The sequence below is a fragment of the Synechocystis sp. FACHB-908 genome (assembly GCF_014698595.1).
Taxonomy (GTDB): domain Bacteria; phylum Cyanobacteriota; class Cyanobacteriia; order Cyanobacteriales; family Microcystaceae; genus Synechocystis.
On the sequence record NZ_JACJTH010000041.1, the window covers coordinates 22,458 to 44,143 of the forward strand.

Here is a 21,686-nt window from a genome sequence, read left to right on the forward strand (position 1 = left end):
CAGTAAATTTTCTAATGCTCCAAAACCAGGATTGGAAAGATGAAAAAAAATGTTTACTACAGCAAAATTGCTGACATTTACGATCAAACTCGCTGGATGACAGAACCAATTGCTGAAGAAGTTGCAGATTTTATTCTCGCTCTAGTGAAGGCAACAAGAGAAACTACTTTTCTTGAGCCTGGTGTAGGGACTGGGCTCAATGTCATTCCTTTAGTCAGACGTGGTTATTCTGTAACTGGTGTTGATATTTCTCAGGAAATGCTTAGCCAATTTTCTCAAAAGTTGCCCCGTATTCCTCCGAATCTTAGGTTGATCCATGAAGATGCATCGCAACTATCTTTTCCAGACAGCAGCTTCGACGTAGTGTTAACGGTTCATATGCTTCATTCTGTTTCCAATTTAGGTATGTTTTTAGATGAGATTGATCGAGTCCTAAAACCAAATGGTTTTTATTTAAATGCTCAATGGGTTACTCCCCCTGCACATCTAGAATTTGAGAACCATTTCAAAACTATTTTGCTTAAGTATCAAGAGCCAAAGCCTTCACAACAATCATTAGAAGTAACTAACAAAATTAATATAGATGAATATTTACTAAATAAAGGGTATCAGTGTAATTATTTGACAGCTAAGGAATGGACGGTAAGCAATCAGGTGCAAGAACTACTCCATTTTTACAGATCACATGCCTATGGATTATGCTGGCTCCTTCCAGATGAAGCATTTAATCTTGCCATAAAGGAATTTGAAGTATTTTGTTATGAATATTACGATTCATTAAAGGTGGAGTTATCGTCTCAAGCACAATTCGAAATCTGGGCATACACAGTAAAATGATGATTTTAATTTCGGTATTACCTTCAGAGTATCTTTTTGATAAATTTCATAAAACCCCGAAGCAAAAATGAAAGATGTTAATGTATTTGATCCCAACACCACGATTGTTTTACCAAATCAACCAACTACTTCAAGACAAATTGTTGATTTTGATGAATTTACAGTACATTTTCAAGACAATGAAACCATAATAAATTTACCGCAAAGACTGGGTAAAGGGTATAATCGATCTATCCAGTTGAGGGACGGCTTAACAATTGAAATTATTCAGGTACAACTTGCCGAAGTTATGTACTTAAAGAGGAATCATAAGAAGAATTTTCCTCTAGTTGCTCACTTTTATCTTACAGGAAATTCAGTAGTAGAAACATTTAAAACTAAAGAAATTGAGCCAAAATATACAGAATTAGCGGGCAGAAATTATCTTTATCATTTACCTAATTTATCAGAACTCGAGCAATGGCCATGTGATACTGAAATAAAATTAGTTAGTGTTTATGCTCCTGTTGATTATTTCAGTTGTTTTTATCAAAGTGAAAACTTTGCTCCTAGCTTAATTAACCAATTAATCACAGGCGATCGTGATTTAAAGTTCCACTTATCACTAGGTAAAAACACACTTAAAGTCACTGAGATATTACAGCAAATTTATCAATGTCCCTATCAAGGCATAATTAAACAAATTTATTTAGAAAGTAAGGCTTTAGAATTATTTGCCTGGCAATTTAATTGTATGGATGCTACTAAATCAGAAAAAAAAGCATCTCAATTAAAAAAAGACGATTTAGAAAGAGTGAAATATGCACAGGAAATCTTGGTCAAACAAGTACTTGATCCTCCTTCCTTGGCACAGTTATCTCGACAAGTTAGCTTAAATGAGCGTAAGCTAAAACAAGGCTTTCGTCAACTATTTGGCACGACCGTATTTGGTTATCTGTATAATTATCGCATGCAACAGGCTCAGCAATTATTAGCAGATAATAACTTATCCGTGGCCCAGGTAGCACAAAGGGTAGGATATACCAATCCAGAAGCTTTTTGCATGGCATTTAGACGAAAATTTGGAGTTAGCCCCAAAACCCATCAAAAGACAATTTTCTACAAATAGTAGTAAGCAGTTTTTCATTCTGACAGAAGAAAAGTTATGATCTAAAAAGTCCGTTTCACAAAGAAAAAAGTCCGTCCTACAAAGAAATACATTTTGGCTTTCCCCTAGAATATATCCATTAATTATCAGTAAGTGTGGGGAGCACAAAAAATGATCAAAATTTTGGAACAGACTTCGCTCGCCGTTTTGATTGGTTTGACGGCCTTACATTCTGGTGTTGCCCTAGGATCAGTAGGGGAAAGTAATTTATCTGAAAAAGAAAAATTAGAAGATCAGGAGTTACAGAATGAATATAAGGCAAATGTAAAGATAGAAAATTGGCAACAGCAAATATCCCAAGCTCAAATTAAAGAAGTTATCCAAATTGAACTTAAAGATACGCAAACTGGCATTGAATTAATTTTAAAAACGGCCGATCAATCCCAGCTAATACCCTTAATTATTAGTGAGGACAATATTCTCATCATCGATATTTTAGACGCAGTTTTAAGGCTACCAGATGGGGAAAATTTTATAGTTGAGAATCCCAGTGAGCAAATTAGTCAAATAACCGCCGTACAGACAAGTTCAAATTCACTACGCATTACCGTAACTGGCAATGGTACTGTTCCCGCCGCTCAGGTGATACCATCATCCGAAAATTTAATTTTGAGCCTAACGCCTCCAATTAACACAGTGGAATCGGAAGAAGAAATCGAAATTGTTGCTACCCGAGAAGAAGAAGCAGCAGTCCAAGAATTTTTCGTTCCCAACACTTCGGTTGCCACGGGGACTGACACTCCCATTATGGATACGCCTTTTTCTGCACAGGTTGTTTCAGAAGAAGTAATTCGTTCCCAACAAGCCATCACCCTCGAAGATGTGTTGACAAATGTTAGCAGTGTGACTTTTGGCGGTACTACAGGGGGAAGAGAAACTATCTTTGGTATTCGAGGATTTGGCAATCAATTTAGTGATACGGTTCCTATTCTTAGGGATGGTTTTCGACTTTATGGAGGGTTTCAAGGGATTACGGAAGTTTCTCACCTACAACAGGTGGAAGTGCTCAAAGGTCCTTCTTCTATTTTATATGGCCAAATTGAACCCGGAGGTGTAATTAATTTAAACTCGAAAAAACCACTTAATGAACCGTTTGCTGAAGTCGAAGTGCAATTAGGTAATCAAGGATTAGTTCGTCCCCGTTTTGATATTTCAGGTGGTTTAAATCCCAGTGGGAATTTACGTTATCGATTAAACGGCGTTTATAGTAATGAAGCGAGTTTTCGCGACTTTAATCAACCGTTAGAACGATTTGCCTACGCTCCCATTGTCACCTATGCTATCACTGACGACACAGATTTAAGTTTAGCTGTTGAATATATTAATGACACGAATCCTGCTGACTTTGGCTTGAGTAGCTTCGGAGATGGGGTTGCACCAGTACCCCGCTCGCGGGTAATTAATGATCCCAGTGATATTGTTAACAAAAACTTTATTAGCGCTGGATATAATCTAGAGCATCGCTTCAATGAAAATTGGAAGTTACGCAATGCTTTTCGCTATATGAGCTACAACTATGACTATAACGTCATTGCTCTTCCTACTATTGTGAATGGGCCAACGGTTACCCGCTTCTTTGCTGACCAGGACGGACAACAGGGCTCCTATTCTTTCTATACCAATGCTGTCGGTAAATTTTCTACAGGCTCAGTTAAACATGAGCTCTTAGCTGGAATTGATTATAACTGGTCTGAAGAGAGTATTTTAACGCTTTTTGGTGGTCCGACGTCAATTAACGTATTTGATCCCGATTATAATGCAATTCCCAAACCTAATCGCTCTGATTTACCTCTTTTTGGCGATACTTTTACCAGTTCCAATCGTTTGGGAATTTATCTACAGGATCAAGTTTCTTTATTAGAAAATCTAATTTTAGTTGCAGGACTTCGTTACGATACTATCACTCAAAACACAAATAATTTACAAACTGATTTTAACCAAGGGGGAAATACACAACAAACAGATAGTGCAGTTACACCAAGGATAGGCCTACTATATCGTCCAATTCCGGAAATTAGCTTCTTTAGCAACTATTCCCAATCTTTCACTCCCAATAGTGGAATAGATATCAGTGGCAATCCCCTAGAACCAGAACGGGGAGAAGGTTTTGAAATTGGCGTTAAAGCGGAACTATTTGAGCAACAACTTCTCACAACCTTAACTTATTTTAATATTAGTAAAAATAATGTAGCGGTTAGCGATCCAGTTAATCCCCTATTTTTATCTACCATTGGAACACAACAAAGCCAAGGCATTGAACTAGATATTGTGGGAGAAATTTTACCCGGCTGGAAAATTATTGGTAACTATTCTTATATCAATGCAAAAGTCACCGAGGATACAGATCCTAATTTTGTCGATAACCGCCTATTTGGTATTCCCTATAATATGGCGAATTTATGGACGACCTATGAAATTCAATCGGGGGCATTACAAGGACTAGGGTTTGGAATTGGCTTTAATTACGTTGGCGATCGTTTTGGTGATTTAGCTAATACCTACACAGTGGGGGATTATATCATCGGAAACGCAGCGATTTTTTACCAACGAGATAAATATCGAGTTGCCCTAAACTTGAGGAATTTTACTAATGCTAACTACGTCCGAGCAGTCAGTGGTAACCAAACAGGAATTGAACCTGGTGAACCATTTATTATTATTGGCTCATTTTCGGTTCAGTTTTAAATCATTAAAAGTTACTTGCTGTTTTTTTAATGATTTAGGAAGTTCAAAAAAATCTGCTCTTCTTTAGCTCCAGTCAAAAAGCAGAGGAGAGCTATTTATACTTACATATTTAAATTATTGTATGAAAAAATATAAGATAAATTACTTTTCTACTCTCATGATTTTTATGACGTCTCTTTTGACTTCTTGTAATACAAACATAGATCGATCTTCACATCTACAACAATCAGATAAAAAAGGTTGCCGGATAATTGAGCATAAAATGGGAGAAACTGAAATCTGTGGAATTCCTCAAAGAGTTGTTGTACTTGGTCCCTATTTATTAGAACCTTTACTAGCGTTAAACATTCAACCTATTGCCTATGCAGATCACATTGCTTTTCATAAAGAAGATTATGATCATCCTACCGAGCAAATTCCTTATTTGGGACAATATATTAATAAACCCATTGCCAATGTAGGAATTGCTTACATGCCTTCGTTAGAAGGAATTTTTAAAGCAAAACCTGATTTAATTTTGAGTCCTGATCATAATAAAAATGAATATCAAAAATTTTCTCAACTTGCACCTACCTTAATGTTATCTTGGAATGAACCTACTGAAAATCTAGAGAAGATTGCCCAGGCTGTTAAGCAAGAAGAAAAAGTCGAACAACTTTTACAAGAAACTCAGCAAGAAATTGAAAAAGCAAAGCAGGAATTTTCCAAAATTGTTGCAGGATACCCCAAAATGCTTCTACTTCATGCTCAAAATTTACAGGAATTGTCTATTGCCAATAATGAAGATCTTTGTAGCTCTCTAATTGAAGAATTGGGATTTGAATTAGTTTCTTTACCAGGAGCAGGTACATCTACAAATTCAAGACTGCCCCTTTCTTTAGAATCTCTTCCTAAGTTAAATAATGCCAATTCAATTATTATCTTAGGTTATAATTTTCAAGAATTCAATAAATCAAAAAGTAGACAAAATTTTACTGAGCATCAATTATCTAATTTACAACAACAGTGGTCAGAAAATGCAATAACACAATCAATGAAAGCAAGTCGAGAAAATCGTGTTTATTATATTCCAACTTATCTATGCACGGGTTTACCAGGTTTTTTCGGTACAAAACTTTATCTTAATGAATTAAAAAAACAACTCTTAACCAATCAAAAACCATGATTAATTGTCAATTTTGTTCCGTTATTTCCAAATCTAACGGGGAAGATCCTATCGGCACAGCAAATTCAAGTGATCGTTGGTTAATTATGGAATTACCCCAACCTTGGACAGAGGAACGCTTTCATCATGACCCCATTCTTAAACCAATTCATGATCTTTTTCATCAACTTTCTGATCAAGGAGTTAAAGTATCTCCAATGGCGATCGCCTCAGATCACGAGTATTCTCAATCAGGATTTAGTCGTATTATTCACTACCAAAAGTTTAATTTGCTCTTTTCCAGTTTTATAAAAGAAGAATATTTAGTTCCTGATGATCAAAGGTGGGATCTTATCAAAAATTTATGTTATCAATCTCCAGAGTTAGAAAATTTTCGTAACTATAAACTGTCAGATGTTGTTGATCGAGATATGATGGTATGTACTCATGGAAACATTGATGTGGCTTGTTCGAGATTTGGTTATCCTATTTATAAACAATTACGACAAAAATATGCATCAAAAAATTTAAGAATATGGCGCTGCTCTCATTTTGGGGGACATCAGTTTGCTCCGACTTTAATTGATTTTCCAAATGGGCAAGTTTGGGGACATCTTGAGTCTGAAGTTTTAGATAATCTGGTAAGGCAAGAAGGTCAAGTTAAACAACTTTATAAATTTTATCGAGGTTGGGTAGGCGTAACAAAATTTGCCCAGATTGTTGAGCGTGAAATTTGGACTCAACGAGGTTGGCAATGGTTAAATTATCAAAAATCAGCTCAAATATTGAACATGGATGATAATCAGCATGATCCCAATTGGGTAGAGGTTCAATTTGATTTTATTTCTCCCGATAAAGTTAAAGGAGCTTATTTTGCAAGAGTTGAAGTCAATGGGTCAGTGATGACTGCTAGAAATTCAGGAGATGAACTTATTTCTGTCAAGCAGTATAGTGTCAGCTACTTAAAAGAAATTGATAAATAATTAATTTACAAAAATAAATGAAGACCTTTGTCACTCTTTGCTTGGGACAGGCTCTGTCGTCTATTGGTAGCGGTATGACTTATTTTTCTCTGACTATATGGATATGGCAAAAGACAAATTCTGCTATGTCAGTGGCTTTGATTTTAGTTTTTTATCAGCTCCCGCAAATTATCATTACACCTTTATCTGGTATCCTTACTGATTATTTTTCTCACAAAAAATTGCTAATTGTTAGCGATATCGGCTCTGCTGTATGTACATTTTCTGTGGGAATCCTAGCTTTTTTACAGATTCTTAATGTTAAGTATATATATCTGATTGCATCTATTATTGGTTGTTTTGGTAACATTCAAACCCTTAGTTATATTACCCTGGTCCCTTTAATTGTTCCTTATCAACACCATGCTCGTGCTAGTAGTATGGGAGCCATTACTGCATATAGCGCCGGAATTGTTGCCCCCGCTTTGGCTGGAATCTTATTTCCTGTGATGGGGCTAACTGGCATCACAATAATTGACATGACAACGTTCATGATCGCCGCTATAACGATCTTGATTCTACCAATAGCATTCGGAATTAAATCTCCTAAAATCACCAACCAAACTTTATTTGTTGTACGATTGAAAGAAAATTTTGTTGACGATATATTTTTTGGACTTAAATATATCTATAACCATCCAAATTTATCAAAGATATTGATCATTTTTTCATTGTTTAGCTTTGTAGAAGGAATCACTGAAGTAATTTACCAGCCTATGATTCTAGCAAAAACTGGAGGAAACACTGAGATTTTAGGGATTATTGTGGCCATCGGAGGAGTGGGGGGTATTGTTGGAGGAACTATTTGTAGTATTTGGGGAGGCTTCAAAAGAAGAACAACTGGTATTTTTATTGGCTTTATAATCAATGGATTCAGTCGATTGGCCATGGGACTGATTGCCCAACCAAAATTTTGGCTACTAGCTAACGTTGGTGCATCACTACCAAGTCCCTTAATCACCAGTTCATATACAGCAATTTGGTATGAGAAAGTTGCACGGGAAATACAAGGCCGAGTATTGGCTGCAGATTATTTGATCGGCACTGTTATCAGTAGTTTATCTGGATTGGCCGCAGGAATTTTAGCTAATCAGATATCGGTAATGCTGACTCACTTGAGTAACTTTTTAATCCTACCTATCAATGAAATTTTTGGACCTCCCCCAGGCAGCGGCATGGCATTCTTAATGGTGAACTGTGGAGTGCTCGCATTTCTATTGGGGCTATGGGGTCTATTGATTTATCAACGTGGGGATGATTAGCAAGTAATACCATCTCCTATGGGACATTGAACTCTCATCGTTATTGAGATAATCCACAAGGTTGTCCCAATCGCCACAGCACATTTTTCCAACAAATATACTGCACTGGTATTTTGCCCGTTAGGGCTTTGCTCAATAAATTAAACCCATCAAATATTTAGGAATAATTTGCATTAGGAGTAGACTAATAGATTGATCAATTCTTTCAATCTACTTCAGCTTATTCAGCTTCCCATCTGCCCATGACCCTACTTCTTTCCGAGTCCGACTACCATGAGCTTTGTCAAATTCCCTTTGAACCTGAGTATTACACCACCACTCCAGTTGACAGTTTTGAAACCATTCGCTGGCTGCCCGCTTGCCTGGGCCATGGCCGTACCCGCTGCTTGGAACTTTCCCCTGGGGTTTGGTTGGATTTGATCAACAAGGAATTTACCCGGCCCTGGGCACTGAAAGTACCGGTACACGAGCATTTAGTACAGTTCACCGTCCTATTGTCGGGGACCGTTGATTATGAGGAAACCTATCCAACTCTGGAGACAAAGAAGGGTTATGTATCCGGGAGTGGCCTTTCCCCTGGTTATGTGGCACGGTATGGCCAATTGGGCCACCTAGAAGGCATTAACGTCCACCTCGAACCCCAAATTTTAGAACAATTTTTAGTTGGGCAATCCCTATCCCTAGGCCAAGCTTTACTCAAAAAGGATGAGTGGAAAATGGCTTGGTTTCCCTCCATTACGGTTGAAATGCGGACAGTAGCTCAGCAGATGCTCCAATGTCCATTTCACGGAGTGACGCGACGTTTTTTTCTCCAAGCCAAGGTGTTTGAACTTTTCGCCCTTCAATTGCATAGCATTATGGCCGACCAAAATTCTTCTCCATTTTCTGGCACTTTGAAACCAAAAACAATTGAGAAGATCTACGAAGCGAGAGCCAGACTAGTTGCCCAACTGGAAAGCCCTCCTTCCGTTTTGGAGTTGGCCCAGCAGGTGGGGTTATGTGATCGTACCCTCCGCCGTGGTTTTCGGGAACTGTTTGGCACCTCTGTAATCGGTTATCTGACCCAACAACGTCTTCACCAGGCCAAAGATCTGCTCTCCCAGGGCAATTACACTGTCGCCGAAGTCGCTAACAACGTGGGTTATAGCCACTTAGGCCACTTCTCCGCGGCGTTTCGCAAACAGTTTGGTGTCAGCCCTAAACAGTGGATGCTGAGTAATTGATAGTCTCTCCCGGTTAAAGCCAGAGGATTTCCATCTACCCAAACAAAGAAAATTAGGGGAGTTTCTCCCGTTAGCCGGGGATTTTTTTGCCTCAAAGTCCGTTTTTGGATCAACGTGACCGTTTTTTGGATAGACAAGGCCAGAGACAACTATCTACACTAATTTTCCTAGCCAATCAAGAAAGATTTGCAACAAGTAACTGACGTGTGGGAGGACGTGACATGAAAACAAGATTAGTACGATTTGGCTGGACGATCGCCCTTGGAATAGTGATGGAAACGATGGCTATGCCCCTGGGGGCTCAAGAAATTATTAGTGAGCCATCCCCATCTGTGACAGTGGAACTGGATCAGGGGACATCGTTGGTACAAGTGCAGGAAGTGCGTCTAGAGCCATCGGGGCCAGGGTTAGAAATTATTTTGGTGACAGCGGGAGGGGCGATCGCCTCTCCGAACCTACAAACGGTGGGCAATGCCTTAATTATTGATCTTCCCAATACTTTGATGGCCTTACCTGGGGGCCAGGGGTTTGAAGAAGTGAGCCCCACTGCGGACATTGCGTTTGTCAGTGTTACCCAAATGACCGATAACCAAGTGCGCTTAGCTATCACGGGGGTAAATGGGCCACCGGAAGCCGAAGTAAAGCCTAACTCGCAAGGGTTACAATTGCTGATTCGACCAGGGGTTGCCGGGACAACCGCCGAGATAGAGGAAAGTGAGGCCCTACAAATTGTGGTTTCCGCCACCCGTACAGAGGAGGAAATCGCTAACATTCCCCGGTCGGTAACGGTAATTGAACGGGCAGAAATTGAGCAACAAACCCAGGTTTACTCTTCCTTGGCGGATATTTTGGGTCAACTAGTGCCAGGCTTAGCCCCCAGCACCGGGAGTGCCAGTCAATTTGGCCAGGCTTTGCGAGGACGTAACGTTTTGGTTTTGATTGACGGTGTGCCCCAAACCACCAACCGTAATGCCTTCCGAGATTTGCAAACCATTGCTCCCAGTGCCATTGAACGGATTGAAGTGATCCAGGGGCCAACGGCCATTTACGGGGATGGTGCCACTGGAGGAGTAATCAACATCATCACCCGTGGTCCTGCCCCTGAGCCCTTCCTAGCCAGCACCCGCCTAGCCATCAACACCGATTTTGACAGTGTATCCAACAGCCTAGGGAGGATGGTGGAACAATATGTGGGCGGAACCCTTGACTATGCTGACTACGCTTTCACCGCATCCTATGAATCCGTTGGGGGATTTTTTGACGCCTTAGGTAATCGCATTCCCCCCGATCCCAATGGCCAAGGAGGAGTATCGGACACTGATAGCTTTAATGTTTTGGGTAAATTGGGCATCAACATGACTGACGAACAGCGCCTGCAAATTACCATTAATCATTTTCAAGCCACCCAAAACACTGATTTCACCGTTGATCCTAGTATTACGGCGATCGCCGGTAGACAGAGATCCCAAGCGATTGACGGGCTGGACCTTGATACCCCCCAAACCAGCAATAACACCGTAGTCAGCCTTGATTACAGCCACAGTAACGTCCTCAATGGCAACCTTAAGGGACAAATCTACTATCGTGATTATCTGACTAGGTTTTTCCCTTTCGACGGCCGAGCCTCCGTTAGCTTGGGCAATAGTATTTTTCAGTCTGAAATTGACTCCACCGAGTGGGGCGGCAGACTACAACTGGACACCCCCCTAACGGGAGAAAAAAATCTGCGCCTACTGTGGGGAGCGGACTACAACAATGAAAGTACCGCTCAGCCAGTGAACATTTTTGATCCAGTTACTTTTGATAGCAGTGGCGGTTTAAGCTATCGCAATACTGGTAAAAGGACTTGGGTTCCATCTCTCAACCAAGACAGCCTGGGATTGTTCGGCCAATTGAACTGGCGGGCTAACGATTGGCTCACCCTACTGGGGGGCATCCGCCATGAACAAGTGGGCCTGTCGGTGGATGATTTCACTACCCTGGGCGGCAATACAGTCCAAGGGGGTGACTTAAGCTACGATGCAACGCTTTTTAACCTGGGGGGAGTAGTAGATGTCACCGATAACATCAGTTTGTTTGCCAGCTTTGCCCAAGGTTTTTCCCTAGCCGACGTGGGCCTAGTGCTTCGTAATGCCCCTGCGGGCTTTTCCCTAGCCACTCTGCAACCGGAAGCCCAGCGGGTCAACAATTACGAAATTGGTGTGCGGGGCAATTGGCAAAATCTCCGCTTTTCTTTGGCGGGGTTTTATAATTCCTCTGATTTGGGCACGACCTTCACGGCTCCAGGGGAAATTTTGCGAGCACCGGAACGGGTTTATGGAGTGGAAGCCACCATGGATGCCCGGGTGGGGGAAAGTTGGCAGTTGGGGGGCACATTTAGCTTGTCCGCCGGCGAAATTGACCGCTTGAACACCGGCAACTATACTCCCCTCGATGGTTTTCGCATTGCACCGGTGAAGCTCACAGCCTATGTACAACACCAAACCACCCCCGGTTGGCAAAACCGGCTACAACTCCTCTATTCTGGCGATCGTGATGTGTTTAGCAATAACACTGTTTTTGGCCAGCTCCCCGTCAGTAGCTATGTCACCCTGGACTACATAAGTAGGATCAATGTTGGCCCTGGGAAACTGGAAATTGGCATTGCTAATTTGTTAAACACTGACTACTTTCCGGTGGTGTCCCAACTCCAGCCCAACGAGTTGAGTAATGCCGCCGCCCGGGGACGATTTCTCCGCATTGGCTATGCATTTGAGTGGTAAATGCCTTTCCCCTCAATTTTTTGGGGGGCAACCCATGCTAAGAGCCTGTTTTAAAAGCCCCCCTGCCCACCCAACTTTGGGGGGAAACTGAATGAAAGCCCCCTAGTATTGCCGGAGCTTTAGTGAGGAGATTTAGGGGGCGGAGTAAAACTTTCCAAACACGTTCTAAGGCTCTAAATGTCGTTCCAAATCATCTAGTAGCAGGTGGGCGGCTTGGATACCTCCGGCAGTGGTCCAAACCACATCGCTAACAGCGTAGGCCTTACCCGATTGAACAACCTCCAACTGCTGCCATAGGGGATGGTTTAACCAAGGATTCGTTATGCTGCCGGGGGTTTGGTCCCCGCTATCTCCGGTATAGATGAAGTAAAACAGTGCATCAGCTTCCATTTGGGGAATTTGCTCGAAGGAAACATGTTCAGCAAAGCCATGGTTAGCTTGACTCGCCGGTCTTTCCAAACCCACTGCCTGCAAAATTTGACCGGGGAAAGAATTTTGTAAATAAATGCGGGCTCCCCTTGGCATAAATCGGACGAGGGAAATTGTTAAATCTTTTGCACTTAGTTTTTGACGCATTTGGGCCACACGCGTGTCCCAATCGTTCAAAAGTTGCTCCGCTTCGGCTTCTCTGTCAAGGGCCTGCCCATAAAGACGTAGGTTATCTTGCCATGATTCACCAATGGTTTCTGAAAAAACTGTGGGGGCAATGGCACTCAGTGACTTGTAAATTTGTCCCTGGCGCAACCGACTACCGATAATCAAGTCCGGCTGTAAGGCGACAATTTTCTCTAGGTTAGGCTGCATTTCATCTCCCACGATGGGGACTCCAAGCATATCCTTTGCTAAATATTCGTAGTAAGGATCTCCGGACCAAGATTTAACTGCCCCCACCGGGGTGACTCCCAAGGCCAATACCATATCTGTTGCTTCATTGGTCAACACCACTATGCGCTGTGGCTCATTGGGGACTGCCGTTACGCCCATGGCGTGGGCTATGGTGCGCTGGGTTAGGTTTGATTGAATGGTTTCCCCAGGGGAAAATTCAACGGGTACTTGTTTAGCACAACCAAATAGCACCAGGCAGAAAGTAAAAATTATTAGTTTACTTTTCATTTTAGGTGTCGGCTAACGGGTACACAGAGAGGGGTGCCAGTGACGGGATCGGCGATGATGCGGCTCTCCAGTCCAAAAACTTGTCGTACTAGTTCTTCGGTGACGATCGCCTGGGGTCGTCCTTGGGCCAGTAGTTTTCCATCCCGTAGGGCAATCAAGCGATGACTATAGCGACAGGCCAAATTGAGGTCGTGCAATACCATCACAATGGTGCGTCCTGCTTCCCGGTTCAGCCAATGGAGTAAATCTAAAACTTCAATTTGATGGGCTAGATCGAGATAGGTGGTGGGTTCGTCTAACAATAAAATTTCAGTGTCTTGGGCCAGGGCCATGGCAATCCAGGCTCTCTGGCGTTGGCCTCCCGAAAGGCTATCAAGAGGGCGGTTGGCAAATTGATGCAAATCGGTGGTGGCGATCGCCTCTTCTACTTTCAATTCATCCTGTTTTGACCATTGTTGTAGCCAGTTTTGATGGGGATAACGGCCCTGGGCCACCAGTTCCCTGACAGTTAATCCTTCCGGGGCGGGGGGGCTTTGGGGCAAAATACCCAGACGTTTGGCCAATTCTTTGGTGGGCAGATGGGCGATCGCCTCTCCTTCTAAATACACGGTGCCGCCCTGGGGTTTGAGTAGTCGTGCCATGCCCCGTAGGAGAGTAGATTTGCCACAGCCATTTGGTCCCACCAGTGTGGTGATTTCCCCTTGGTTAATTGCCAAATCGAGCCCTTGAATAATTAGGTGACTATCGTAGGCTAGGCTGAGCTTCCTGGTAGTGAGGGCAATGGGAGTGGCAACATCCAACATAGTTATTAAGATTAACTACTAATAAGATTAGAGATTATTGTAGAGGACTGGGGGACAGGGAAATGGGTTTTAATGCCGAATAGTCCTCTGTTAAATGCTTGGTCGCCATGGGGATTCTTCCTTTTTCCTGCAAATATTGCTGTAGTGGCTATTAATTGTTAAGAATAATTAGGAATAGTAAGAAATTTTTGCTTTCTAACTGAGCAGTGTAATTCACCCCGGGAAACCGTTATCTAAAAACAAGTAAATGAGGTCATGGGGCTATTGATTCCGATTTCGGTATAGGAGCCAGAGAAAATAGGGAGCGCCCACGATCGCCGTAATTACTCCGCAGGGAATTTCTATCGGGGCAAAAACGGTTCTACCAATTAAATCTGCCAGTTCTGTAATGCAGGCTCCAGTTAGGGCCGCAACGGGAATCATGCCCCCATGGGAGGGGCCTACCAGATGGCGGGCCAGGTGGGGAGCCATCAAACCGACAAAGCCAATATTGCCGGCGGTGGCCACACAGGAACCCGCTAGGGCCACACTGCAAACTAGTAAAAGACCCCGCATCCATTCCACCCGGCTACCCAATCCTCGGGCTAGATTGTCCCCTAGGTTTAGGGTGTCCAACTCCCGGGCCAATGCCAAGGAGAGGGGAATAAACAAGGCTAGCCAAGGTAGCAGGGGCAATAAATGTTCCCAACCCCGGCCATGGACGCTACCAGTGAGCCAAACTAGGGCCTGACTAACCACGCTAATTTCCCCAAAGGTGACCATCAAACTGGTGAGGGAACTGGCTAATGCGGCTAGGCCAATGCCCACCAAAATTAACCGGACGGGGGCACTGCCCTGATTCCAAGCCAGCACATAAATGGCGATCGCCGCTGTTAAACCACCGCAAAAAGCGGCCACTGGCAGCAAGGAAGGAGAAATACCCGGTAGCAAAACGATGAAGGTAACCGCCACCAAACTAGCCCCCGCATTGACACCAATAATTTCAGGGGCTGCCAAAGGATTGCGGGTAATGCCTTGCAAAATCCCTCCGGCGATCGCCAAACCCATACCCACCAACAATGCCACCAAGGACCGGGGTAATCGCAGAGTACGCACCACAAATTCATGGTCAGCATCGGTAGATAGCCCAAAGATGGCCTGGAGCATCGCCAAGGGAGGGACAGGATATTCCCCCCAACTAATATTGAGAATAAATAGTAATAATGCTAGAGCAGTAAGTAATCCCATTACCAAGGGGACATGGCGATCGAGGCGAAACGATAGGGGTAAAGACCGGAGACGGACCACAATCCAAGGTCGAGGGGCAAACATGGCACAAATGGAACAAACAGTTAATAAAATTCGGGATTCAATCAATTAGCCTGGAATGGCCTTGGGTTGTCTTTGGAGTTGACCCGTTAGGTTTGATTATTTAATTTGGGAGCGGGCAAGATAAATAAAAAAAGGTGCCCCCACCAAAGCAGTCATAATGCCCACTGGTAGTTCTTGCGGGCTGATCAATAATCGGGCGGCCATGTCAGCCACAGAAAGAAAAATTCCCCCCATCACCATGGCGTAGGGTAAAATCCATCGATAATCCACTCCGACCCCAAAACGAACCACGTGGGGCACAATTAAACCGACAAAGCCAATCGGCCCCGCCAGGGCGACGGCACTGCCCGCCAGTAACACCAAAACCGTTGCCGCCCCCAATTTTACCCAGGCCGTTTTTAGGCCTAATCCCTGGGCCACTTCTTCTCCAAAGGTCAGTAAGGTTAATTGCCTACCCAAACTAAGGGAACTGACCAAACCAACCATGATGTAGGGCAAAACCGCCGTTAAACCATTCCAATCTTGTCCCCCTAGGGAGCCGGCCAACCAAAAGCGAATATCGTCTAGGGTACGTTGATTGAGCAGGAGAATGCCGGTGGTCAAAGAGCCTAAAAAATACGACAGGGCCGCCCCCGCAATGACCAATTTAATTGGGGTGAGACCACTGCGGCCAAGGGTTCCCAAGCCATAGACAACTACAGCGGCGATCGCCGCTCCAATGAAGGCAAATGCCCACTGGTTACTACCATCGCCACCAATAAATGTGGCCAGAACCACCGCTAAGGACGCACCCACATTAACCCCCAGAATATCGGGAGCTGCCAGAGGATTACGGGTTAAACCCTGGGTAATGGCCCCGGCCACAGCCAAGGAAGCTCCCACCACGATCGCCAGAATGGCCCTGGGTAAACGTACCGTGCGAATAATTAAATGGTCAGTGGAACCGTCAAATTGAAATAGGGCTTGCCACACTGTTTGGGGACTAATATCCGCCGCTCCCAGGAGAATACTGGATATTAGACAGGCGAATAAAACCGTTGCCCCCAGGACAAGGCCCAAGGCAAGATAACCGGGAGATTTAGCTCGAAAATACAAGGACGATCGCATAATGCATTGGAGAAAGGGCACGGATCTTTAGGTAGGGATTAACCTAATTGCCCGACTCCGTTCTTTACTTTAGTGAAGTTACTAGGAAAGATTATCAATAAAAGGGGGCAACCGGAATAGTTCCCTGCCTTGTCCATGGCGATCGCTGTTTATTTTTATCGAGCTGTAAACTTTTGGATTGCTTCTAGTCGAGAGGGCATCAATACGCATTCCTCTAGCAGCGCAAAATTTAAACCTGGAAGTAATTTGCTGGTTGAAGTTTCTTGGTAATGCTCGCCTTCTAGGGAGTAAATAGAAAATTTTCCGTCCTGCCACAGCCAAACCTCTTGAATGCCCAGCCGTTGATACTTTGCTAGTTTGCTTGGACTGCCACTGGTGACATTGACCTCAATTGCCAAATCAGGATGCTCCTTTTTTTCACCAAGGTAGTAGGATTCATCCGGCTCAAACGATACCGATTTCTCCCTCGATTCACGGGTTGCACTACCAACTGGAAAAAATTCAATACCCTGAGAGAATAAATAATATTCAATCAAAAATCCGATTATGGTTTTGATGGATTCGTGGTACTCTCCCAGGGTCATGAACTCAATTACTCCGTCAAAATAGGTGATACGTAGCCCTGACCGTTGTTCCATCGCCGCCTGAATCGTCTTAAAATCTTCCCAACTATGACGACCGGGGAGGATAAAATTTTGACTTTCACTGAGAGTTAACGGAGAAGTGGCGACGCTCATGGGGACAGCCCTCTGCTTGGGTTGCACAAATGCTACATTCCCTATGTTAATCGCCCTTGGAGTGAAAGGCGATCGCCAAAATATATCCCCTGAACTCTTCTAAGGGGACTGTCAGGGTAAGCCTTTTGGACAATAAACAGTATTGAAGTTATGACCACCCCCGATCGCCTATTGCAACTGCGCCAACAACTCCAAAAAGCCAGCTACGCCTACTATGTACTGGATGCGCCGGTCATGGAGGACAGCGTTTACGACCAGCTTTACCGGGAACTGCAAAGGCTAGAGGCAGAAAATCCGGAGTTAATTACCCCCGACAGTCCGACCCAACGAGTGGGGGAGCAACCGGCCAGTCAGTTCCGCTCTGTTGCCCATAATATTCCCCTCTACAGCCTAGAAAATGCCTTTAATGTGCAGGAATTACAACAGTGGCAAGAACGCTGGCAACGCATTGCCCCAACCATCGAAAAGGCTGAATACGTCTGTGAGCTAAAAATTGACGGCTCGGCGATCGCCCTGACCTATGAGAATGGTTTGTTGGTGCGGGGGGTAACTAGGGGAGACGGCACCACCGGGGAAGAAATTAGCCAAAATATTAAAACCATTCGATCCATTCCCGTGAAGCTTAATTTAGATAATCCTCCCCCAACGGTGGAAGTGAGGGGGGAAGCCTTTTTGCCCCTAGAAGAATTTAATCGTATTAATCACGAGCGGGAAGCCCAGGGAGAAAGCTTATTTGCCAATCCCCGTAATGCCGCCGCCGGTACTCTCCGTCAGTTGGACCCCAAAATAGTCCACCAAAGACGCTTACAATTTTTTGCCTATACGCTCCATTTACCAGGGCAAGAAGACAAAATCCAAAGTCAATGGCAAGCTTTGGAATATCTCAAAAAAGCTGGCTTTATGGTTAATCCCCATTGTCAGCTCTGTAAAGGTTTAGATGAAGTAGTGGCATATTTTGAAGACTGGGAAGGCGCCCGGCAACGCTTACCCTATATGACCGACGGGGTGGTGGTGAAAATTAATCAGTATCCCCTGCAAAGAGAGTTAGGCTTCACCCAAAAATTTCCCCGCTGGGCGATCGCCTTAAAATATCCTGCCGAAGAAACCCCCACCGTAGTCAAAGCCATTGAAGTTAATGTGGGCCGCACCGGCGCAGTCACCCCCCTAGCCGTGATGGAGCCAGTACAGTTAGCCGGCACCACGGTACAAAGAGCCACTCTGCATAACCAAGACCGCATCCAAGAATTAGATATCCGGGTGGGGGACACGGTAATTATTCGCAAAGCAGGGGAAATTATCCCCGAAGTGGTCCGGGTAATGACAGAATTGCGCCCGGAAAACACCACCCCCTACATTTTTCCTTCCCATTGCCCGGCCTGTGGTTCCCCCTTGGTCCGACCCCTGGAAGAAGCTGTCATCCGTTGTGTCAATAGTTCCTGCTCCGCTATTTTGCAAGGCAGTTTAATTCACTGGGCTAGCCGCAACGCTTTGGATATCCAGGGTTTGGGGGAAAAAGTTGTGATTACGCTCTTGGAAAATCGGTTAGTCAACTCCGTTGCTGATTTATATGGTTTACAGGTGGAGCAGTTGTTAGGATTAGAACGTTTTGCCCAAAAATCCGCCGAAAAATTAATTGCCGCCATTGAAGTTAGCAAAAGCCAACCCTGGAGCCGCATTTTATTTGGCTTAGGTATCCGCCATGTGGGCCAGGTAAATGCCAAATTACTCAGCCAACAGTTTCCCACCGTGGAAAAACTAAGCCAAGCCAGCATTCCCGACCTGGAAGGAGTCTATGGCATTGGCCCAGAAATTGCCGAAGCCGTGGTTAATTGGTTCAGGAACCCCGGTAATCAACAATTAATTCAAGATTTAGAGGAGTTGGGTTTAGTATTGGCAAACCAAGGGATTGACCAGACCAAAACTGACAGCGGCAAGTTAAAGGGCAAAACCTTTGTGTTAACCGGGACTTTGCCCAACCTTAGTCGCCTAGAAGCTCAGGAATTAATTGAACAGAGCGGCGGTAAAGTAACCAGCAGTGTAAGTACCAAAACTGATTATGTTCTCTTGGGAGATAAACCAGGAAGTAAGGCCGCCAAGGCGGAAAGTTTGGGCATCAAGTTACTATCTGAGGCGGAGTTTTTACAATTGTTGGAGCCGTAGGAAACCAAATTGATTCTGCAATCAAAACAAATAAAAATAGTCGAGTTTAAGCAAAATTGCGATGGGATAGTAAGCAAAATTAATCCAATTTCAGCGCTATCCCAGTCCACTCCAGAGCTTAGAATCCAACCATTGTTTTTTTCTACCAGATCAACTTAGATAGGTGTAGCGCCGTAAACTTTGCTCATAATCTTCCAATAAGCGCCGAGATTCCTCCAGGGTAATTTGTCCATTGCTCAAGGCTAACTCCGTATGACGCCGCAGGCCTTCGAGTAAATCATCAGAATCGTACTGAACATAACCCAAAACCTCCGTCATGGTATCTCCCCGCACCACCGATTCAATCTGATAACCTTGGGGAGTAGTGGCAATGTGAACTACATTAATGTCACCAAATAAATTATGTAAATTGCCCATAATTTCTTGGTAAGCACCGACTAAAAACATACCTAAATAGTAAGGATTGCCGTCATTTTCTAGGGGGTGAACTTCTAGGTATGACTTGACATCCCACAGGTCAATAAAACGGTCAATTTTACCATCACTGTCACAGGTTAAATCGGCTAAAATCACCCTTTGACTAGGTTTCTCATTGAGATGGTGAATGGGCAAAATGGGAAAAAGTTGATCTAAAGACCAGGATTCCGGTGCTGACTGGAAAACCGATAAGTTAACGTAATAAATATCGGTCATTATTTTATCCAGCGCTTGAAAATCTTCGGGAATATACTCTAGTTGTCTGGTGATTTCAAAAATTTTACGACAACAAGCCCAGTGAATTTGCTCTGCTTGTCCCCGTTCCGTCAGACTTAAATAGCCGAAGTTAAAAAGACTACTAGCCTCCGTCTTTAATTGCAGAGCATCATGGTATTGCTCCTGGTATTGTTCCGCTGTAATTGTTTCGTAACATTCCCAGAGATTTTTTAGCAGGGGATGGGCATTTTCATCGGGGGGATGGGGTTCACTGAAGCCTGTTTGGTTGCTGCCTAGCACATCAAAAACTAGCACCGACTGATGGGCCATAATTGCCCGCCCACTTTCGCTCACAAGAATGGGAGGGGAAACCTGCCCAAGCTCACAGGCATCTTGAATGGCCGCCACAATGTCGTTGGCGTAGTTTTGCATGTTGTAATTTTTCGAGGCGGGATAGTTGGTCTTGGAACCGTCATAATCCACCGCCAAACCGCCCCCCACATTGAGGTAGCGCATTTTTGCCCCCAGCTTGACCAATTCCACATAGAGTTGGCTGGCTTCCCGCATAGCTTCTTTAATCAGAGCAATGTCCGAAACTTGCGTTCCCAGATGAAAATGAAGCATTTTCAGGCAATCGAGACAATTATTTTCCTCTAGACGATGAATTACGGTCACAATGTCCGGCATGGTCAGACCAAGCTTAGCCCGATCGCCGTTGCCAGAGGAAATTTCCGAGGATTTGAGCGACTGACAACTTAACCGGGCCCGTACCCCCAACATGGGTTTAATGTTTAACTGCTGAGAGATGTGTAGTACCCATTCCAGTTCCCGTAGTTGTTCAATGATGATGATGGGACGATGGCCTAAGCGTTTGGCTAACAGAGCTGTTTCTAGATAATCCTGGTCTTTGTAGCCATTACAAATGATTAGGGGCTTGGTATGCTTGTCCTGACGGTCTAAGGGAGGTGGTAGAGTTGCGAGGGCAATCATCAATTCCGGTTTGGAACCTGCCTCCAATCCACACTGGGAAGTTTGCCCAAAGCGAACCAGGGCTTCCACCAGATGTCGTTGCTGGTTACATTTGACCGGATAAACCGCCTGATAGGTGTTGGGGTAATTGTAACGGGCGATCGCCTTGGCAAAACAACTATTCAATCGCTCTAGGCGATCGGCCAAAATATCGGAAAAACGAATTAATAGGGGTAAGCCGAGCTTTCTTTGCCGCAGGGCTTCCACCAGTTCCAACAAATCTAACGAACCGCCCCGATCGCCGTTGGGAGAGACGGTTATGTTACCAGCGGCATTAATGGCAAAATAAGGTGCCCCCCAGGCCTCAACCCGGTACAGAGCTTCGCTTTCTTCAATGCTCCAGGAGGCATTTTTTTTCTTGAATTTCTTGCCTAATGCTTTATCCGCCGGCACAGGTTCTTCCCCCATAATTCCTCTATCGAAGATGGATTAATTCTCTAGACTCTCTAATGGTAACTGCCCCGGACTCCCCGGCGATCGATGGCAATCAAGATCAGCAATCAGAAGATTACTCAGTCAAGCAAAAAGCACCCCCCATTGAAGGAGAGTGCAATTTGCAGATTATTCAGTTGGCATTACACCAAGGAATTAACCGTTGACAGCAGGAGCGGTCAAAGCCACAGGAGCTTGCTCCCCAGACGCTAAGTCGAG

The 21,686-nt window shown here is 44.1% G+C and carries 16 protein-coding genes; 10 read left to right on the forward strand and 6 right to left on the reverse strand.

The window, feature by feature from the left end; all coding sequences use genetic code 11:
• The first annotated feature begins 39 nt into the window (after nt 1-39).
• From H6G46_RS15680 to H6G46_RS15715, 8 genes are all read left to right on the forward strand, one after another.
• A complete protein-coding gene (locus H6G46_RS15680) occupies nt 40-837 on the forward strand; it encodes a class I SAM-dependent methyltransferase (RefSeq protein WP_010871229.1) in 798 nt (265 codons plus the stop codon).
• A 67-nt stretch (nt 838-904) separates the two neighbouring features.
• Nucleotides 905-1,945, forward strand: coding sequence for an AraC family transcriptional regulator (locus H6G46_RS15685; protein WP_010871228.1), 1,041 nt, complete (start codon nt 905-907; stop codon nt 1,943-1,945).
• 150 nt (nt 1,946-2,095) lie between these two features.
• Nucleotides 2,096-4,669: a TonB-dependent siderophore receptor gene (locus H6G46_RS15690; RefSeq protein ID WP_020861331.1), complete on the forward strand. Its 2,574-nt coding sequence runs from the start codon at nt 2,096-2,098 to the stop codon at nt 4,667-4,669.
• A 262-nt stretch (nt 4,670-4,931) separates the two neighbouring features.
• A complete protein-coding gene (locus tag H6G46_RS15695; protein ID WP_020861330.1) occupies nt 4,932-5,834 on the forward strand; it encodes an iron-siderophore ABC transporter substrate-binding protein in 903 nt (300 codons plus the stop codon).
• On the forward strand, nt 5,831-6,796 hold the full coding sequence (locus H6G46_RS15700) for a sucrase ferredoxin (protein ID WP_010871225.1): 966 nt from the start codon (nt 5,831-5,833) through the stop codon (nt 6,794-6,796). Before H6G46_RS15695 ends, H6G46_RS15700 begins: the two co-directional genes overlap by 4 nt.
• Before the next feature lie 17 nt (nt 6,797-6,813).
• Complete coding sequence (locus tag H6G46_RS15705) at nt 6,814-8,097, forward strand: MFS transporter (RefSeq protein ID WP_010871224.1); 1,284 nt, start codon at nt 6,814-6,816, stop codon at nt 8,095-8,097.
• 242 nt (nt 8,098-8,339) lie between these two features.
• Nucleotides 8,340-9,320: an AraC family transcriptional regulator gene (locus H6G46_RS15710; RefSeq protein ID WP_010871223.1), complete on the forward strand. Its 981-nt coding sequence runs from the start codon at nt 8,340-8,342 to the stop codon at nt 9,318-9,320.
• Nucleotides 9,321-9,541: 221 nt separating this feature from the next.
• Complete coding sequence (locus H6G46_RS15715; protein ID WP_020861329.1) at nt 9,542-12,082, forward strand: TonB-dependent receptor; 2,541 nt, start codon at nt 9,542-9,544, stop codon at nt 12,080-12,082.
• 165 nt (nt 12,083-12,247) lie between these two features.
• Here H6G46_RS15715 and H6G46_RS15720 read toward each other — a convergent pair whose 3' ends face one another.
• From H6G46_RS15720 to H6G46_RS15740, 5 genes are all read right to left on the reverse strand, one after another.
• Nucleotides 12,248-13,195: an iron-siderophore ABC transporter substrate-binding protein gene (locus H6G46_RS15720; protein WP_010871221.1), complete on the reverse strand. Its 948-nt coding sequence runs from the start codon at nt 13,193-13,195 to the stop codon at nt 12,248-12,250.
• Nucleotides 13,192-13,998: an ABC transporter ATP-binding protein gene (locus H6G46_RS15725; protein WP_010871220.1), complete on the reverse strand. Its 807-nt coding sequence runs from the start codon at nt 13,996-13,998 to the stop codon at nt 13,192-13,194. Before H6G46_RS15725 ends, H6G46_RS15720 begins: the two co-directional genes overlap by 4 nt.
• Before the next feature lie 261 nt (nt 13,999-14,259).
• Complete coding sequence (locus tag H6G46_RS15730; protein ID WP_010871219.1) at nt 14,260-15,309, reverse strand: iron ABC transporter permease; 1,050 nt, start codon at nt 15,307-15,309, stop codon at nt 14,260-14,262.
• A 96-nt stretch (nt 15,310-15,405) separates the two neighbouring features.
• Nucleotides 15,406-16,416 carry an iron ABC transporter permease gene (locus H6G46_RS15735; RefSeq protein WP_048908418.1) on the reverse strand — a complete coding sequence of 337 codons (1,011 nt, stop codon included), beginning with the start codon at nt 16,414-16,416 and terminating at the stop codon, nt 15,406-15,408.
• A 155-nt stretch (nt 16,417-16,571) separates the two neighbouring features.
• A complete protein-coding gene (locus tag H6G46_RS15740; protein WP_010871217.1) occupies nt 16,572-17,180 on the reverse strand; it encodes a Uma2 family endonuclease in 609 nt (202 codons plus the stop codon).
• A 123-nt stretch (nt 17,181-17,303) separates the two neighbouring features.
• On the opposite strand from H6G46_RS15740, the gene ligA reads away from it, so the two are divergent.
• A complete protein-coding gene (gene ligA, locus H6G46_RS15745; protein WP_010871216.1) occupies nt 17,304-19,313 on the forward strand; it encodes an NAD-dependent DNA ligase LigA in 2,010 nt (669 codons plus the stop codon).
• 150 nt (nt 19,314-19,463) lie between these two features.
• Here the strand turns inward: ligA and speA are convergent, their stop codons facing one another.
• Nucleotides 19,464-21,443: a biosynthetic arginine decarboxylase gene (gene speA / locus H6G46_RS15750; protein WP_010871215.1), complete on the reverse strand. Its 1,980-nt coding sequence runs from the start codon at nt 21,441-21,443 to the stop codon at nt 19,464-19,466.
• A gap of 41 nt (nt 21,444-21,484) precedes the next feature.
• Between speA and H6G46_RS15755 the strand changes: the two genes are divergently transcribed.
• Nucleotides 21,485-21,634 (forward strand): hypothetical protein, encoded by a 150-nt coding sequence (locus H6G46_RS15755; protein ID WP_158299063.1) that lies wholly within the window; start codon nt 21,485-21,487, stop codon nt 21,632-21,634.
• Nucleotides 21,635-21,686 lie beyond the last annotated feature (52 nt).

Coding starts and splice junctions, on each gene's coding strand:
- H6G46_RS15690 (WP_020861331.1), top strand. CDS start 2,096: ATGATCAAAATTTTGGAACAGACTTCGCTCGCCGTTTTGATTGGTTTG.
- H6G46_RS15700 (WP_010871225.1), top strand. CDS start 5,831: ATGATTAATTGTCAATTTTGTTCCGTTATTTCCAAATCTAACGGGGAA.
- speA (WP_010871215.1), bottom strand. CDS start 21,443: ATGGGGGAAGAACCTGTGCCGGCGGATAAAGCATTAGGCAAGAAATTC.
- H6G46_RS15725 (WP_010871220.1), bottom strand. CDS start 13,998: ATGTTGGATGTTGCCACTCCCATTGCCCTCACTACCAGGAAGCTCAGC.
- H6G46_RS15685 (WP_010871228.1), top strand. CDS start 905: ATGAAAGATGTTAATGTATTTGATCCCAACACCACGATTGTTTTACCA.
- H6G46_RS15735 (WP_048908418.1), bottom strand. CDS start 16,416: ATGCGATCGTCCTTGTATTTTCGAGCTAAATCTCCCGGTTATCTTGCC.
- H6G46_RS15755 (WP_158299063.1), top strand. CDS start 21,485: ATGGTAACTGCCCCGGACTCCCCGGCGATCGATGGCAATCAAGATCAG.
- H6G46_RS15710 (WP_010871223.1), top strand. CDS start 8,340: ATGACCCTACTTCTTTCCGAGTCCGACTACCATGAGCTTTGTCAAATT.
- H6G46_RS15715 (WP_020861329.1), top strand. CDS start 9,542: ATGAAAACAAGATTAGTACGATTTGGCTGGACGATCGCCCTTGGAATA.
- ligA (WP_010871216.1), top strand. CDS start 17,304: ATGACCACCCCCGATCGCCTATTGCAACTGCGCCAACAACTCCAAAAA.
- H6G46_RS15695 (WP_020861330.1), top strand. CDS start 4,932: ATGGGAGAAACTGAAATCTGTGGAATTCCTCAAAGAGTTGTTGTACTT.
- H6G46_RS15730 (WP_010871219.1), bottom strand. CDS start 15,309: ATGTTTGCCCCTCGACCTTGGATTGTGGTCCGTCTCCGGTCTTTACCC.
- H6G46_RS15705 (WP_010871224.1), top strand. CDS start 6,814: ATGAAGACCTTTGTCACTCTTTGCTTGGGACAGGCTCTGTCGTCTATT.
- H6G46_RS15720 (WP_010871221.1), bottom strand. CDS start 13,195: ATGAAAAGTAAACTAATAATTTTTACTTTCTGCCTGGTGCTATTTGGT.
- H6G46_RS15680 (WP_010871229.1), top strand. CDS start 40: ATGAAAAAAAATGTTTACTACAGCAAAATTGCTGACATTTACGATCAA.